Origin of the sequence: Bacteroides caecigallinarum (assembly GCF_021530995.1) — a bacterium.
Lineage (GTDB): Bacteria > Bacteroidota > Bacteroidia > Bacteroidales > Bacteroidaceae > Phocaeicola > Phocaeicola faecigallinarum.
This window is the reverse complement of sequence record NZ_JADYTF010000087.1, coordinates 1-15704: the sequence shown is the minus strand read 5'-3', so window position 1 is coordinate 15704 and position 15704 is coordinate 1. Positions and strand designations below refer to the sequence as shown.

The 15704-nt window shown below is 47.3% G+C and carries 17 protein-coding genes and 1 pseudogene; all 18 read right to left on the bottom strand.

The features are described 5' to 3' along the window. Window positions 1–102: 102 nt before the first annotated feature. A pseudogene (locus I6E24_RS11670) lies at window positions 103–333 on the bottom strand (TraX family protein); the annotation flags it as partial. Between the two features lie 11 nt (window positions 334–344). Then, window positions 345–2654 carry a type IV secretory system conjugative DNA transfer family protein gene (locus I6E24_RS11665; RefSeq protein ID WP_235328720.1) on the bottom strand — a complete coding sequence of 770 codons (2310 nt, stop codon included), beginning with the start codon at window positions 2652–2654 and terminating at the stop codon, window positions 345–347. 20 nt (window positions 2655–2674) lie between these two features. Then, entirely contained in the window at window positions 2675–3148 is a 474-nt protein-coding gene (locus tag I6E24_RS11660) for a hypothetical protein (RefSeq protein ID WP_235328719.1), read from the bottom strand. Between the two features lie 3 nt (window positions 3149–3151). Continuing rightward, window positions 3152–4039 (bottom strand): conjugative transposon protein TraN, encoded by an 888-nt coding sequence (gene traN, locus I6E24_RS11655; RefSeq protein ID WP_235328718.1) that lies wholly within the window; start codon window positions 4037–4039, stop codon window positions 3152–3154. Between the two features lie 50 nt (window positions 4040–4089). After that, window positions 4090–5301, bottom strand: a complete 1212-nt coding sequence (gene traM, locus I6E24_RS11650; protein WP_235328716.1) for a conjugative transposon protein TraM — start codon at window positions 5299–5301, stop codon at window positions 4090–4092. Beyond that, entirely contained in the window at window positions 5298–5786 is a 489-nt protein-coding gene (locus I6E24_RS11645; RefSeq protein ID WP_235328715.1) for a hypothetical protein, read from the bottom strand. The genes traM and I6E24_RS11645 overlap by 4 nt, the downstream gene beginning before the upstream one ends. Window positions 5787–5798: 12 nt before the next feature. Then, entirely contained in the window at window positions 5799–6395 is a 597-nt protein-coding gene (gene traK, locus I6E24_RS11640) for a conjugative transposon protein TraK (RefSeq protein ID WP_005649285.1), read from the bottom strand. Window positions 6396–6414: 19 nt separating this feature from the next. Further along, window positions 6415–7542, bottom strand: a complete 1128-nt coding sequence (locus I6E24_RS11635) for a membrane protein (protein ID WP_005649287.1) — start codon at window positions 7540–7542, stop codon at window positions 6415–6417. 32 nt (window positions 7543–7574) lie between these two features. Next, the gene (locus tag I6E24_RS11630) at window positions 7575–8261 is read right to left on the bottom strand and encodes a DUF5045 domain-containing protein (protein WP_005649289.1); all 687 of its coding nucleotides are present in this window, start codon (window positions 8259–8261) and stop codon (window positions 7575–7577) included. After that, window positions 8251–8904: a hypothetical protein gene (locus I6E24_RS11625; protein WP_394800402.1), complete on the bottom strand. Its 654-nt coding sequence runs from the start codon at window positions 8902–8904 to the stop codon at window positions 8251–8253. Before I6E24_RS11625 ends, I6E24_RS11630 begins: the two co-directional genes overlap by 11 nt. Window positions 8905–8965: 61 nt before the next feature. Continuing rightward, window positions 8966–9712 carry a hypothetical protein gene (locus I6E24_RS11620; protein ID WP_235328713.1) on the bottom strand — a complete coding sequence of 249 codons (747 nt, stop codon included), beginning with the start codon at window positions 9710–9712 and terminating at the stop codon, window positions 8966–8968. Continuing rightward, window positions 9706–12540: a TraG family conjugative transposon ATPase gene (locus I6E24_RS11615; protein ID WP_235328712.1), complete on the bottom strand. Its 2835-nt coding sequence runs from the start codon at window positions 12538–12540 to the stop codon at window positions 9706–9708. Before I6E24_RS11615 ends, I6E24_RS11620 begins: the two co-directional genes overlap by 7 nt. A 15-nt stretch (window positions 12541–12555) precedes the next feature. Then, complete coding sequence (locus I6E24_RS11610) at window positions 12556–12846, bottom strand: DUF4133 domain-containing protein (protein WP_235328711.1); 291 nt, start codon at window positions 12844–12846, stop codon at window positions 12556–12558. A 12-nt stretch (window positions 12847–12858) separates the two neighbouring features. Continuing rightward, window positions 12859–13215, bottom strand: a complete 357-nt coding sequence (locus I6E24_RS11605; RefSeq protein ID WP_235328710.1) for a DUF4134 domain-containing protein — start codon at window positions 13213–13215, stop codon at window positions 12859–12861. A gap of 68 nt (window positions 13216–13283) precedes the next feature. Beyond that, window positions 13284–13718, bottom strand: a complete 435-nt coding sequence (locus I6E24_RS11600) for a hypothetical protein (protein ID WP_235328709.1) — start codon at window positions 13716–13718, stop codon at window positions 13284–13286. Continuing rightward, entirely contained in the window at window positions 13700–14317 is a 618-nt protein-coding gene (locus I6E24_RS11595; protein ID WP_235328708.1) for a MarR family transcriptional regulator, read from the bottom strand. The genes I6E24_RS11600 and I6E24_RS11595 overlap by 19 nt, the downstream gene beginning before the upstream one ends. A 3-nt stretch (window positions 14318–14320) precedes the next feature. Next, entirely contained in the window at window positions 14321–14719 is a 399-nt protein-coding gene (locus I6E24_RS11590) for a hypothetical protein (RefSeq protein WP_235328707.1), read from the bottom strand. Window positions 14720–14746: 27 nt separating this feature from the next. Then, window positions 14747–15607, bottom strand: a complete 861-nt coding sequence (locus I6E24_RS11585; RefSeq protein WP_235328706.1) for a ParA family protein — start codon at window positions 15605–15607, stop codon at window positions 14747–14749. Between the last annotated feature and the right edge of the window lie 97 nt (window positions 15608–15704).

The following is a 15704-nucleotide window of genomic DNA, read 5'->3' as shown; positions in this document are numbered from 1 at the left end:
TAGACCCCACGCATGATATAGAAAACTGCTGTTCATAATTGTACGTTTGCTTGTGCTTATTCAAATATACAATTTGTGCAGCGGTTTTCTTCTTTAATAAACTATCACGCGAAATGTCGGATGAACCCTGTTTCTTGTATGAATAAACCCTTCCGCAATCAGGAAGGCAAACACCGGAAAAGCGATGCGCCCGAAACAGCGCATCGTTTCGTATAATATGGTACCGTGCTCCATCAGATAGAGCGCAACATGGTCTATCACCATGGAAATCATGGCTATGACTTTCAGGGCACTGCCGCTAAGTCCAAATGCCGGTTTTAAGGTCAGCTTCATAGGCTATATGTTTAGCTGATACCGAGGAGTTCCTTTACCATATCCTCAACTTCCTGATTCACACGCTTGAAGTTACGGTTCAGCAGGATTTCCTTCTCTTTGTCATTCCTGAACTCATAGATTTTGGGCAGAGGAACATAGTGCTTTTCCTCGTTCTTAATCTTCTTCATGTCAAAGTGTGTCTTGCAGAAATACTTGGTAGTCTTGAATTCTTCCGACTGCTCGATGTCAAAATGGTCAAGCATACTGTCATCAGTAGCCGTAAAGTCACGTGCAGCCTGTCCGGCCAGCCAGCCTGTAGCCATATCTGCAATCTTGGCTGCAGGAACCAGAAAGTCCATCTTCTCAGAGATTGTGGTTGATACCTTGTGGTCATTGATGGAAACGGAACGTGAAGTCTGCTTGGCCTTTCCGAACACATCATTCTGTGCCCACTCCAGTGTCTCCTTGTTACGTGCCGCACCCATGAAGATATTACCGCAGGTGGTGATAATCTTCTGCATACCGACCTTGCCGTAGTCAGCTTCCAGCTGTGGAAGCTCCTGGAAACCTAAAGTCACGGCAACCTTGTTGGAACGAGCCGTACCGATAAGACGGTCTATCTTGTGAAAGTACAGTGTCGGAAGCTCGTCCACGATGATACTTACCGGAATGTTACCCTTTGAGTTTACCCTTGTAATAAGACGGTTCAGAACCAGTGCATTAAGAGAACCGATAACCTGTTCCTTTTCCGGGTCATTGGCTATTACCAGATAGCTCGGATTAGCTTTGTCAGAAATCTTCAGGTCGAAATCATCCCCGGTGAATACCCAGTATGCTTCCGGAGACACAAGACGTGCGGCGTTCACACGAAGCGTACCGACCATACCTTCCAGCTGGTCATTCGCCTTGTTTTCATAAGCACTCTTGAAAGGAGCCATCAGCGAAGCAATCCTGTCATCCTGCATCAGGATATTGAATACCTGGTCGTATGGCCTTCCCAAGAATGAAAGCACATGCGGCATATCCGAGAACTCGCCGGTTACAGTGTCCGGCTCCACCTCATTGCCATGCTCGTCCTCATACCAGCACCTCTGAATCAGTATCTTCCTGCCTGTCCTATCCTTATAGCTGTATCCGTTCAGGTCAACAAACATACGGTCCTCGTCAGTCGATACGTCATTGCCGTTCTCATCCACGAAATCAAGCACCACATTGCCGTCCTTGTCGATGGCATTGAAGTCATCCCAGTTACGTATGACAATTTCCAGCTTCTTTCCCTCCAGTGATATGAAACGCTTCAGTTTCTTGCCGTTTCTGAACCCGACCGGATGGAAGTTTACAAAGAAATAGATGATCGCAGCCAGGAAGTTTTCCGCAGAGTTGGTAAAGAATGCTTCCGATCCGCCCTTCTTCTCTCCACCTCCCTTGTTGAGCGAGGCCAAAAGAGTAGCCGCCGTTTCAGAAGCGGCAGCCAAATCGGGGATATATTTCCGCTGAATCGGATTGATACGGTTGGAGTATTCCACATCGGTAAAATTTACTATACGGAATCCGCAGTTCTGAGGCAGTTTACCGGCTTTCCTGTTCTTGCAGTACTGATAGAAAAGCGTCTGTGCAAGTGTTGGAAACTTGAAGTCATATACCATCATGGCAAATCCCTTTGCTGAGTGCTGCCTGATGAACGGGTCAATAATACCGAAAGACTTACCCGAACCTGGTGTACCCAGTACAATCGTGCCACGGAAAGGATTGATGATATTGATCCATCCTTTGTGCATTTTCTTCTTCCAGTAGTATATAATCGGAATGTTCACCGAATAATCATTGCTGACCAGCGTTTCCGACTGCTGGAACGATTCGTTCTCAAAGTTGAAACGGTCCTCACCAACCTTGTAGTTGTAATACTTGGCTATGCCGTCCAGTCCCTGATGCACCAGCATGGTACCCACCACCGAACATACCGCATACAGAAGACGGTTGGCAGGAAATCCCATCCAACTGAATCCGAAACTCATGCCATGGAATACAAAACAAAGCCCTACAAGTGTCAGACCGGCCAGTACCGGATAGATGACCATTGTCTTTATATTGAACTTCAGGGACTTTTCAGCTTTTGTACCGATACAGACAATACAGATGCATATCAGTTCGGCCACCTTGCATCCCGATACGGAATTGAATACCCTGAACCGTGCCAGCAGGTCGAGTACGAACTGAGTAACCCTGTTGTCAGCCGTAACAGGCAGGTTCATGATGATTTCAATAATCAGAAAGATATAGATGCAGCTCCTGAAGTAATTGTACATCTGCTGCTGTTCCCTTGTCTCCTCAAATGCCATACGCCGTAAGATTTATATTGTCAGAAAGGAACCTTTATACCCAACAGCAGACCGTTGCGGAAGGTATCCCCATGCAGGAAGTTCACATTGTTCTTCTGTATGACAGAGAACTCCAGTCCGCTGCGGAACACATAGCTGTATTCAAATCCGGCCTCCAGCCCGAAGAAGAACTTCTTCTGTACCGCACCGAACTGAGGCCCAAGACGAAGGCGCATCATGCCGTTCTTGTACCGTGCCAGACGGTGCTTGTAAACCATACCGCCATCCCAGAAATATCCTTTCCAGAAATTGTGACATACCGGCTTCTGCCAGTGATTCCCGACCTCACCGTATACTTCGACCGCATTTCCGTATGAAAGCGGATACTCATAACCCAAAGTGGCATTCAGCGTACTTGGAAAAAGGAATCCGGCATTGACGGAAACCTTTCCGGTCTGTGCCGATGCACCGATGAATGCAATCGAGCAAAACAGAATGAACAGAATCTTCTTCATGGCCTATCTCTTTATGGAATGATCAATAAAATAGTAGGGGTAATAGTCGGCACCGTCCAGAATATCCGAGTCGAAGCCGTCCGCATTGAGAATGTCCTCATACTCGATGGTCAGTACCACCACACGTCCGCTTATCTGGTTCTCGGAAATCTCCAGACGGAGTACCTTCTCTTCAGGGAAAGTCAGTTTCGGAATCACAAGTACATTTCTGTAGTCCTTTTTGAACTTACGGGTGTTGTTCATGGAGAATACCGGAGTAAGCTCTATGGTCTGTGAGTTAGTTGCCTTTGTTTCTTTTTTGTCAGTAAGTTTTACCCTGATTTCTTCAATGTCGTATGCAATTCTGGTCCTGTTCTTCAACGTATAGTCCAGAAAGAAATAGTCACCGATGGAATAGATATTGTTGATGTATGCCCTGATTCCGTTTTTATTGGATACAATCTGGTTGAACTTTCTCCTGCTTCCATAAACAGCCCAGGCATATCGTGCAATCTCGGCCATCGGCATGGAAACCTCCGGATTGATATAGGACTGCGTCTCATTGTAGGATACATTGTAGATGGTAGAAGCATATTCGGGTGATTCGGTATAGAGGATGTCATACTGTGCGATATGACGCTCACCGATAATGGTGAGTGTACCCAGCAGTTCGTTTTCGCTGTAACCTTCAGATGAAATGGAATCATTCTCCAGATAAGGCTTGATGCGGACGATATTGTCCGTACACTGGTTGCCTATAATTCTAGTAGTGGAAATATCCACCATTTTGATGTTTTCCGGCATGACAATGTGCGTGGTCACTTCCCGGTTGATGTATATCTTCTCGTTAGCCGACAGATGTACGGCTATGCCTGTGATAAGGCATATTATCAGAAAAATTCTGGTTTTCATATTGGAATATTAAAATGTTACTATAATTTTCTTTGCTGTATTCAGATATATTATCTCGCATCCTCCGAGTTTATCAGGTAAACAATGGTATTGTACTTGATTTTCGCCTTGTTCTTTCTGATATTGGAAGATATTGCAGAGGTAGCAGAGTTGTACATGTTCTGCAGCGACTGGAGTGCAATGGCCTCAGTCGAAATACCTGTACCGTAACCGTCACTGGATTCAAAGCTGATATTCTGCTGTACCGTGTTGGAACCGGCATCCTTCATGAAATCACGGAATGCAGATTCAGGAACATAGAAGCCTTCCATACCGTCATTGTCAAATACAGAAAGCTTGACCTTGATGAACCTGTCGCCGATAAGGATACTGGTTATGGAAGCCCTGACACGCTGCTGACCGAAACCTGTTACCGTTCCATAGAGGTAAGTTCCCTTTTTCAGCTTTGTATCGCTTACCGTCACATCGTCCATAAGCTTGAATCGCAGACGTGTGCCTTCATGCGCCTTTGTAGTCTGGTCAATCATGGCACGTATCAGCTTGTTCTCGGCAAATTCATCCGGAGTAGTAACCGTATTGAATCTTTCGGCATTGGTGTCATTGGACTTGATTACTAGACTCGGACGGTTGCGTTCCCTTTCCTCCTGACGTACTCTGGCTATGGAATCAGCCCTGTGCTTTCTTTCAGCTTCCTCTGCTTCCGGGTCTTTGATACCCAGTCCGCTTTCAATGGCCTTCTGCCGTTCATAGCTCCTCCGCTGAATCTCTTCAAGGTCACGTGCGAACTCGTCCTGTGAGGAATAGCCCATACCTCCGTAACCCGTTTCACTGTTTTCCGAAGGACCGTTTCCGTAAGCATATGCATTGATATGCTTTCTTGATTCTGCAAGGGAACGCTCCAGTTCTTCAAGTTCTCTCTGCTGTCGCTGTCTTTCAGCTTCAGCTGCATCCAGTCTGTTCAGTTCCTCTTCGCTGTAGCCGTGTTCCAGTTCCTCCTTCTTCTGTTCTTCCTCCCCGATACCGCTGACGGCTGTGAAGGCATCCTCGTCACCGAAACGTCTGGACATCTCATACATTTTGTCTCCGGCTTCCTCGGCATTGGCCTGGGGAAGTTCCATGTTGATACGGTCTGTAGCTACCGTTCCGGCAGTTTCCTCACTACCGGAGAAGGTCTGCATCACGAAGTATACCAGTGCGCACAGCGGAACGAATATGACCAGCGGAAAGATATACTTGGGCTGTTTGAAATTAATCTTAATCATGGGTTATCATTGTTTTTAATGGATTTGACTATATTTTCCAGCTGCCGGTATTTGAGGATGATCCGCAAGGAATCCTCACGACTCTTTACTGGTATGGCAATCATGGAGTCCAGTTCATGACGCAGTAACTGTCCCTTTACCGTCATGTCCGTCAATACACTGCGGTGAATGTCCTTGTTTGCCTGGATGGTACGGAATCCCTGAAACACCGGTTCCATTGCGGCTATCGAACTGACATCCGGCTCACTCTGTTTCCCGTTGCCGGAATCTATGGCTACGGTACTTACAAGTAGCAGAAGCAGCGTTCCCGCTACACCTGCGAATGTAGCTTTCGGATGTTTAGCCGCACATCTGTTGGCCAGTCTGATTCTTGCGGCCAGACGGTATCTTGTTCCGATGACACCCAGTTTGGGCTGCAACCACGACCTGACAAGCAGATGCGTTTTCAGACGGCTTTCCTGTATCTTTTTTCTGAATGATTTCATAATATCAGTATATCAATAGTCCAAATCCCTGTTTTCAAGAGTCCTCCAGCCGGTAATGAGCAGACCGTGCGGATTGTTCCTTGTCCTCGGTACGGACTCGATGTAACCTGTTGTCACCATCGAGCGTCTGATGTCCCTGGTCCTGCGCTTGATAAGCTGCGTACCGTAATAGGTAAACTTCCGTTCATGTTCGTCAAACTGAATGGAGTCACACATGATGGTGCAGACAGCCGAAGAGGAAATGATGTCAGAGTAGAAACCGTTCTCGTCCATGGCCTGTTTCTGTTTCAGCGCAGTCCCGTCAGCCATATACATTGCTTTCCCTACCGTCCATTTGATATAGTCGTTGTCGGGCGGCAGGTTGAAGAAATACTGGTGGAACAGCTGTATGTGCGCCTTGGCCTCCATGGTGAAGTTTGCTTCCAGCCGTGCACGCTCGGCAAGAAACGGAATGTCTCCGTCAAGTACATAAATCTGCTGCCTTTCCTCGTTGACAAGTGAAATGCAGCACCAGACCGTAAAGGCACAGATGACGGTGCAGCCTCCGATTACCGCAAATACCGTCATCATGGCCAGTCTGGTTTTCTGTGCAAGGGATTCAATAAGCATATTGTAAAAAGATTTGAAGTTATTTGACTAATGATTTGACAGCCGAACCGGCTCCCTTCATGGTTGAACCTGCCGCACCTCCGGCCATGGCACCTGCGGCCGAAGTGATACCCATTGCAGCCGAACCGGCAACGGAACCCGTACCCGAGCTTACACCTCCCGGAATCAGCCATGAAGCCACTTCAGGAACGAAGCGTATGATATAGGCACCCACGAGCATACCCATGGCATACATACAGTTGGAGCCTATTCCCTGCAGTCCCAGTGCGCCAATCTGTTCCCAGGAGTTTACCGAGCCATGAAGCAGATGGTCGTATGCCACCAGATCCTGCTGCAGGTTATAAAGAAGGATGAAGTCTATGTAATAGATGCACATATAGGTCACGAATCCCCATAACGAGAGGGAAAGGAACTTGGACATCCACTGGCTCCAGGCCGAGTTCCATGGCGGTGCCAGCGAGAGAGCAAACATGATCGGACAGAATATCATCATGATGGCCATGAAAATCCTCTGTGCCACGAGCATCCCGTAATACGACATCTGGAAAATCAGTTCCCCGACAAAACGTATGACATCGTTTATCCATTCACTGACCTTCGTCTCAGCCGCCACGGCAGCCCTTTGGGCGTAGTTGTTGATGGTCGAGCCCAGATTCTCCACATTATATATCAGCTTGTCCCACCAGGCAGCATCCTGACCGATTTCGGCTACCTGCTTTGCCGTGGCTATTGAGTCCTGCACGGTTCTCAGCCTGTCGAGATATTCACTCTGTTTCTGTGCCACCTTCAGCTCGAAGGCCGCCACTTCCTTGTTCTTTGCCTTTGCCATAGCCCATGTAGCGGACTCCAGACTCTTTCCCGGAACCTGCAGAGCCGAGCATATCCATGAAGAGGATGAAATACACAGGGAAATGCCGATGATGCGCAACAGCTTCATGACATCCATGCCACGCCTTCCGAGCATCATCATCCAGCATTCGTATGAACCGACACACAGGGCCAGGCACAGACCGAGAGCCTTTGCCATTGAAACGGCATCACCGAGAACGGCCACATTGGGAAATGTCTCCATGGCCGTCAGCAGCTTTTCCAGACTTTCGTCAATGGCCGGAAGTCCTATTGTCAGCGGAATAAACAATAAATCCATATCTTAAAATGTTATTTGTTTTTACTTGTTTTTCAATAATGCGTAGCGGCAACGGCACAAAGGTGTGCAGTCCTGTTGACCAGCTCTGCCATCCTGGATTTGGCTTCCTCGTATGCCTTCTGCCGCTTGGCGTTCTCCAGTCCATAGCCGACACCGGTTTTGTGTATATAGGCTATATCCGCACAGAGTATTTCATTCTGGCGGCTCAGCTCGTCCACCTGATAGCGGAGCTTGCCGTCACTCTTCTGCATACAATAGAGCAGTCCGTCCGTGATACAGTCCTGCATACGGTTGAACTCGTCCTTGTAGGTGGCATACATCAGGTCAACATTTCTGTCAGCCTCCCTTGCCAGTTCTTCCTTATACAGTTCCTCGATATATTTGCGCTCACTCTCCACTTTCCTGATTTTCTGCCTCTGCGTCTCTTCGGCAGTCACACGCACCGGCATGATACGTTTCACATCAGACTTTGGTTCCTTGAAACGGACACGGAATCCGGAGTTGAACCAGTCCCATTTCCAGTACATTTCCGCACCTGAGTATTTCTTATGCAGGAAAAAGTAATACCAGTCCGGAGCGAAATCCCATGGACCGTTCTCCATTGACTTCCACTGCTTCTGCTTTTCACTGTCACTGACTATGCTTTGGGCATTGGATGTAAATATGATACATGATACAGCCAGACACATGATTATTGTAAATATTCTTCTAACCTGCATATCCCTGATTCCATTTGTTGATTACACGCTCAGCTATCTCATTCTTCACATTGGAGTTCAGTATCTCCCAGATATAGTCCGGCTTCCATCCGCAGTCCGTGACAATGAAACAGTACAGGTTGGCATTATCTATTATGTACCTTGCCCTGTCGATTGAAGCCTTCAGTGTCATTACCAGATTCAGCTTCTCATCCATTGAAGCCTTCATCAGGTTTATACCCGAAGCGGCCACGGATGCATACAGTCTGTAGCAGTGCTGTATCTCCCTTGATATTGCCACGTTGGCATCGGCATAATACCATGCCACGAAAGGCTTCTTCGATACATGGCTGAAAGTATTACCGGTAAAGTCCTTGTATTCCGTTACCAGCTGATACAGTGAGTTGGCCGTTGAAGAAATGGCACCGGCCAGTACCAGATACGAATAGGCATTGTTCAGCCTTGTATCCAGAGTGGTCCTGACATCATTGAACTTTTCCGCACCCTTCTCAATGAGCGACTGCTCGCCATAGCTTGTGGCCACCCTTGTCAGTGCCTTGTCCTCGTCCTTCTTTATGGCCTTGTGCAGGGCAATGAGTGCTTCGATGGTCGGCAGGTCTTTGGGTATTATGAAAGCGGACGCCTTTACAGGCATCAACAGCATTATAATACCGGCTGATATGATACTTATATTCCTGAGTTTCATGACAGAGATATATGAAAGGTTAATAATTTGAAGCAACCAGGCCGTTCCAGTCCTGTACAAGATTTCCCACATGATTCTTCATGGTCATCACATTTGCCCATCCTTCAGGATCTATGGCAAAGAAGAGGTCGTTTGCAGTGGCATATTGTGCCATCAGAACCATCCCTTCCACCTTGTAGCGTATCCTGTTCAGGTCAGTATAGATGCTGTTGGCCAGTGTCAGCCTTTCATACCTGTCAAGCAGGTTGTAACCGTCATCCTTTTTTTCGGCAGTTGCCTGTCCCTGCAACGGATTGGGAATCCTGGCATTGTTCACGATATTGACGAAGTTGCCGACCAGCTGCTGGGTTTCCGCTACAAGGTTGCCGAGTTCGTTCAGACAGAGCAGCCTGTTTGAAAATTTGGCCTTGTTTACCGTACTGACAAGTACCGGAACATTTCGCAGAATATCCAGAGCACACAGGCCTATTTCCTTATAATAAAGACTTTCAGTCCCGAAACCGGATATGTTCTCCATACTCAGCTTGTATAGTTCCTTCATGGTAGCCATGCTTACCGTATAGAGTTCCACCTTCTGTTTCTTGGCAGCGATGGTATCTACACGCTGGTTATGCTGTTCCTCGATAAGCTTCTGTGAAGCGGTATTGGCCAGGACAATCTTCAGGCAGTTGCGGTCGAATACGATTCTCCAGGCAGCATGTGCATTAATACAGACAAATGCAGAAACCATTATAACCGATATGATTCTTAATACTGTTCTTACCATAGTGACATAACTTTTTGATGTTGGTTGACTTTTCTTGCAAACTCCAGATACAGAAGTCCTCCATCCGCCTTGCGGTCTTCCTCGATACGGGTAATGGCTTCCTGCAGCGTACCGTACCGGGCAAGATAAATCTTCAGTGCCTCCTTTTCGGTACGTTCTGTAGTATATGCCCAGTAACATTCCGGTGCTTCCTCCACACCGTACACATCCGAGTGTTGTCCCCGGCAAATCCACACCTCCTTGAAGTAGCTTCTTCCCTCATGGTTATTCAGCGCATTGATGGTGAAAATCTGCTGACGCTGTATGTCAGTGAGTCCCAGAATGGCTGCAATATCCTCATACCTGTCCTTGAACTTGGTCTGGTCAAGCAGAATCTTAACATCCGAGTTATTGATGATGGCCTCCTTCACAATAGGGGAATCAATCACGTCATTAAGCTCCTGTGTAACCACACCGGCTATTCCGTGGAACTTCCGGACGGTCTTATACAAATACTTTATATATTCCGCCATGGTCGGTGAAGCTATTGCCTTCCATGCCTCTTCGATAATAAGAGCCTTCCGTCCCTTCTTGATACGCATCTTCTGCAGGAACACGTCCATGATAATCAGTACCACAATCGGGAAAAGCACCGGATCATCCTTTATTTTATCTATTTCGAACACAATGAAACGCTCGTCAAACAGGTTAATGCCGAGGTCGGAGTTCAGTGTCATCTCCAGCTCGCCGCCACGGTAGAACTGTTTCAGTATGGCCGCAAAATCATGTATATTGAAACTGATTTTCTCCAGCTGTGTAATCTGCGGTATGCGTTCCATGGCAAACTCATAATAGGAATTGAACGAGAGCTCCTGAACCTTCAGCCTGCGCTTCTGTTCCTCCATGTGGTCAATCTGCCTGTCAATCTTAATCAGCATGGAATTGTTATAAAGTTCCCTTTTGTATTTTTCGATAATGGCAAGTGCACGTTCCTTTTCCGATTCTGTGGCCGCTTCATCATTGATCAGGGCAGTCAGTGAGCGGCACTGTCGGATAAGCTTCAGACGGCGTACTTCGGAAGGCAGCAGCAGGGCACGGCTTTCAGCCTTTTCCTGAACCTCTTCCGTATTTATCTGCCTGTCGATGTCCTCCATGCTGTGCGTGTACTGTTCATAGTCATCCTCCATCTTGGCGGCGACCAGCAGTTTCTGCCTCAATGCCTCACGCTCACTGTCGCTGAACCCTTCAAAAGGATTGAAATAGGCCTCATAGTATTCCACGATGGTCTGGTTTATCAGCATGTCCTCAATCTTTGTTGGAAATGCGTTGCCCTTGAATATCAGGAATATCAGCGATTTGAGGAAGTTCTTCTTCTCACCGAAATTAAGTTCGTACTCCTCCTTAGTAACCTTGAACGGGTTCATGGAAATGGGCTTCTCCTTCGAGTAGGCTATGTATGTACCCTTGTAATACCCGCATATACCTTCGTATGAATCACCCGTATCCACCATGACCACATCCGTATTCTGTTCCAGCAGCTGGCGTACCACACTGTTCATGTGGAAGGACTTGCCGGAACCGGAAGGACCGATACAGAAGAAATTGGCATTGTCCGTCATCTTCCTTTTGCCTTCCTTGCCTGTAATGTCGATACAGACAGGCAGTCCCTGACGGTCGGTGTAGTATGTGGTCAGCGGTGTATCCTCAGACTCCTTCAGATGCTCCTTGAAGAAAAAGCACAGGGCAGCATCCGAAAGCGTCAGGAACAGGTCATAGTCCGGGTTAAAGGCATAGCCGTTACCGGGAAAACTGTCCATGAAAAGCTCCAGTTGGTTGTAGGCTGTCCTTGACGGCATGATGCCGCACTCGTACAGTTTGGTCTCCAGAAAGGAGGTTACCGGAGTAACCTTGTCAGGCGGACAACTCACCAGAATGTTGAAGTTGCAGTACACAAGCATGGTACTGTCAACGGCCAGCCTGTCCAGCACTTCCTCAATGTCAGCCCTGGCAATACGGTTGCTCGGGTCCGGCATGGAACCGTGACGCTTCGCTTTGGCCTGAAGCTTACGCAGCAGCTTCCTCTGTCCCGGTATCTGAATGACCTGGTTGAACACCACACAGTCCGAGTAGGGGACGCTGGTAAGGAAAGAAAGCAGGTCTGTAGCAATTCCGTATCCGTTGATGTTCATCTGCGTGTACGGCTTTACCATGGAAGGCAGGTTTATCTCGTCAATATCGACCAGCGGATAGGAACGGATGATACGGTCACCAGTCCTGAGATATTCGTCCGAAGCCTTGAAGTTGGTCATTGAGAACGGTCCGTGCCGGAACTGGAATGCCATGAAACGGTGACAGTACTCGCTGACTTCCTCCTTGTCGAGCTTCCTGTGCCGGATATGCTTCTCCGTCAGAATATCATCCGTCTTTGATACCTTGGAATGGAAATCGAGCCATCTCTTCGGGTCATACTGGATGAACTGGCTTCTCTGGGCCTCCTGGGTGAGGATAAGAAAAGTCCTTATCTCTGTGAACTCCCTTCCCTCGAAGTATCTGAAATAACTCCTTGTCAGGAACTCCGCATCGTCCGGCACGTCATGGTGATATGCCTGTCTGCACAGAATGTCCTGCTTCTGCAGTGCATATCCCTCACCGATAGTCTGAAGGATATTGGATAGCACGTCATGAAACAGCATGTACTGTTCCGAATCCGTACATAGCTGCTGGACCGGATTGGTTATCTCGAAGATAACTGACGGCTCGCCCCTGGCCGAGAACAGCACGACATTGCCGTCCGTCTCCTCCAGCTGCGCATAGAGTCCGTCAAAAATTCTTTTCCTTTTGTGTGCCATACTGTATAAAGTGATTTACTGTTCTTTTCTCAGGCTTCTGTAGATATAGATGCCTCTTGCCCTTTTCTTGTTGTGGAGTCCTCCACGCTGCTTGATGTAGATGGTTATCAGTCCCGCCAGTGCCATGACCATCATGGCTATGAACCCTGCAATCTTCCCCAAGGCGATAGAGAAACCGATGAAGCCTACGAATGATACGCCTATGGCTGCCGCTGCCAGAGTAAGGAAACGGCCACGTATGCCCATAAACTCCAGCGGTTTCTGCAATCCCTTGAACACAGGGTAACCTTCCTGATTCATTGTCATGCTTGGAAAGGATTACTGGAAGAACAGCGGAAGAGCTTCCGAAAGTGCGATGAATGCGATACAGCCTCCGATGGTAAGCATGATGATCTTCTTCACGTCCTGGTCTCCGTTCTGCATCTTGAAGTAGACGTTGAAGGCACCGACCAGAACGATAACGGCAGCAATGGCCTTCATCAGGTTCGATACCGGAGTCTGGTAGGAACTGACTTCCTGTGTGGCCTTGGTAAAACCTGCTGCACCCTTGCTTCCTGCCATTACATTTGATGTGGAAATAACGAGTGCAATGGCCGCCACCACACACTTCTGTCCAAAACTTGAACCGATGAATCGCTCCGTAAGATTCCGGGCATTTTTCTTTATTATCTGCATTTCTTAATAATGTTAAAGGATTTCATCGCCAAAGAAACAGATGTCACTAAAGGAACGGTATATATATATCAGGCATTCTCACAGCTGAAGATAACGGCACCGAGGTCACAGGTACCGGTCTCTGCCAGCCTGTTTATTTCCTGTATGATATTCTCAACCAGAATGCCGTCAGTCATGATGGCCTCCCGGTAAACGTGTCTGGGAGATTCTGATTTGGATACAGATTTCTTTGTACCGTCAGAATCAGTATTTTCATTCTCATGTTCAGGATTCCCTGTATTATTCTCTTCCTGATTCTCTTCTTTGGATTCAGGCTCATCCCGGTTTATTCTTATCGGTCTGAAGCTTCGTGCCTCTTCCGATATGTCTATGTCCTCTTCTTTATGGCTGTCCTGCTCGGCATTCTGTGCGGCCTTTGCCCTCTGGAAGTCCATGAAAATCATTGCCGCATAGTAGAATACCATTGCCACGAAGAGAAGGAATACTATCTGTCCGTACTGCATGGCTGTTGTAATATGATGTTGGATGAAATAGCGGAGCTGTCTTCCGGAAACGGAAGGATATGCAGTCCCAGTCTGATACCCCGGCTTTCCAGACGTTCCCTGCGTTCCGTAGTGCCAGTATAATAAATCACGTTGTGTTCCTCACTGATGATGTATCCGTTTGATTTCATGTTTGAGCGCACCCTTACCTTCGCCCTGTTTGAAATGACACGGATACCGGTTATGGGTTCCAGTCCGAAGACGATACGCCGTCTTTCCCTCTTTACCATCTGGGTACGGATACGTGAGGAAATCAGGTGTTTCTCTTCACTGCTGCGTTTCAGTCCGAGTGCAGCGGCTATGCGTCCGACACTCATCCGGGTAATACCGAGAACTTTACCTATCTCAGAAAAGGAACACTCCTGGAAATGATTCCTGATATAGTCGGCACGCTCCATCCATCTGGATTTGGCCATTTTAACAAGTCCAAGTTCACGGGCTTTCAGCTTGACGGTCGATTCGCTCAGATTGAGAACGGCAGCTGTATAGGCTGTGGTCTCTACCGGATACAGCTCGACAAGAGCGGTCAGCATCCTGTCGGTCCAGTCTGTCTTTTTCATATCCTACAGATTATAACTGTTAAACAAAGATTTCTTTTCCCTTCTGTATTCTGCCAGACGTGGCAGGTATGACTTGAAGAATGCCCTTACGATGGCATTCACCAGGTCAGAACGGCATCTGCCATGTATATCGCAGTCGTCCAGTGAATCCGTAAGGTCACGGTCAAGCTTGCAGACAAGTCTTTCTGTTTTGTCTGTTTTGGAATCGTCCGATTGAAGGTATTCCATGAAGTCATCCCAGCATCCTGTATCCGAAAGGGAAACAGCAGTATCCTTTTCCTGTGCTTCATTATTATTTTCCTTTTGCTCAACCTGTGTTCCTGCGGTATCTTGCGTCAATATAAGTTCTGAATCATTGATGCCTCTTGTCAGGTCATCTATTTCCGGTATATCCTTACTCATAGTGCTATGGTTATTGAAGTTTACTGATTATTCTGGTTCTTTGTTCTGATTGCTGTTGCCATTTTCTGAAGGTTGGGTTTCTGATTGGCCGGTAATGTCCTGTGAAGTTTCATCAGACGGCTGTGCCTTCTTTTTCTTCTTAGGCTTGGGATTCAGATTTTCCGTCAGCTGTATGCCTTTGAGTTCTTTTTCCCTTATCGGTTCAATAGTATCGAAGATACTCTGATAGATTTTGTCAAATACTGGTGTAACAATAGCAGCCTGCATATCCAGTGCCGCCATGGTACTGAAACGTTCCATATCCGCACGTTTGGGAATCTTTGCTGTAACATACCCATAGTTGGAGAAAGTATCCCTTGCATTGTCCCAGATAAGCAGTTCGGAACGCTTGCCGATTCTTCCGTCATTCAGATTTGGAATAATGAAGAGTCTGGCTTTCATCCTTTCACCGACAGCCTTTTTCAGCCGGTCAACAAACATGAGGAAACTGGCCGTGGACGGAACGGTTACCAGGTCATAATGAAATGGAACAATAATGATATCCGAGTTGACGAACATGGGTACCAGTCCTTCCGCTTTCAGACTGCTCGGTGTGTCCATCAGAACAATGTCAATTTCAGGATCATTGTGCAGCTTCTCCATAAGGGAAGTCATCATCGCCTTGTCGTTTGCTTCGTATGCCCATACCTCGTAGGGCATATCCTGTTCGCCGTATTTTCTGATGTCAGCCTTTCGGCATTTCATTATGGAGTGCTGGAAGTCGCAGTCTATTACCACAACCCTTACACCCTTTGTCACCAGATAGTTGGCAAAGGTGACGCAAAGGGTAGTCTTTCCTACACCTCCCTTCTGATTGGCAAATGTCACTATAACCGGAGTCTGTATCATTTCAGGTATTGATTGATTTTGCGACAAATATATTAACCGAAGTATTCAGATAAGAAAAGTACAACACAATTGTGACTTAGGTTGGATAATCCAGGAA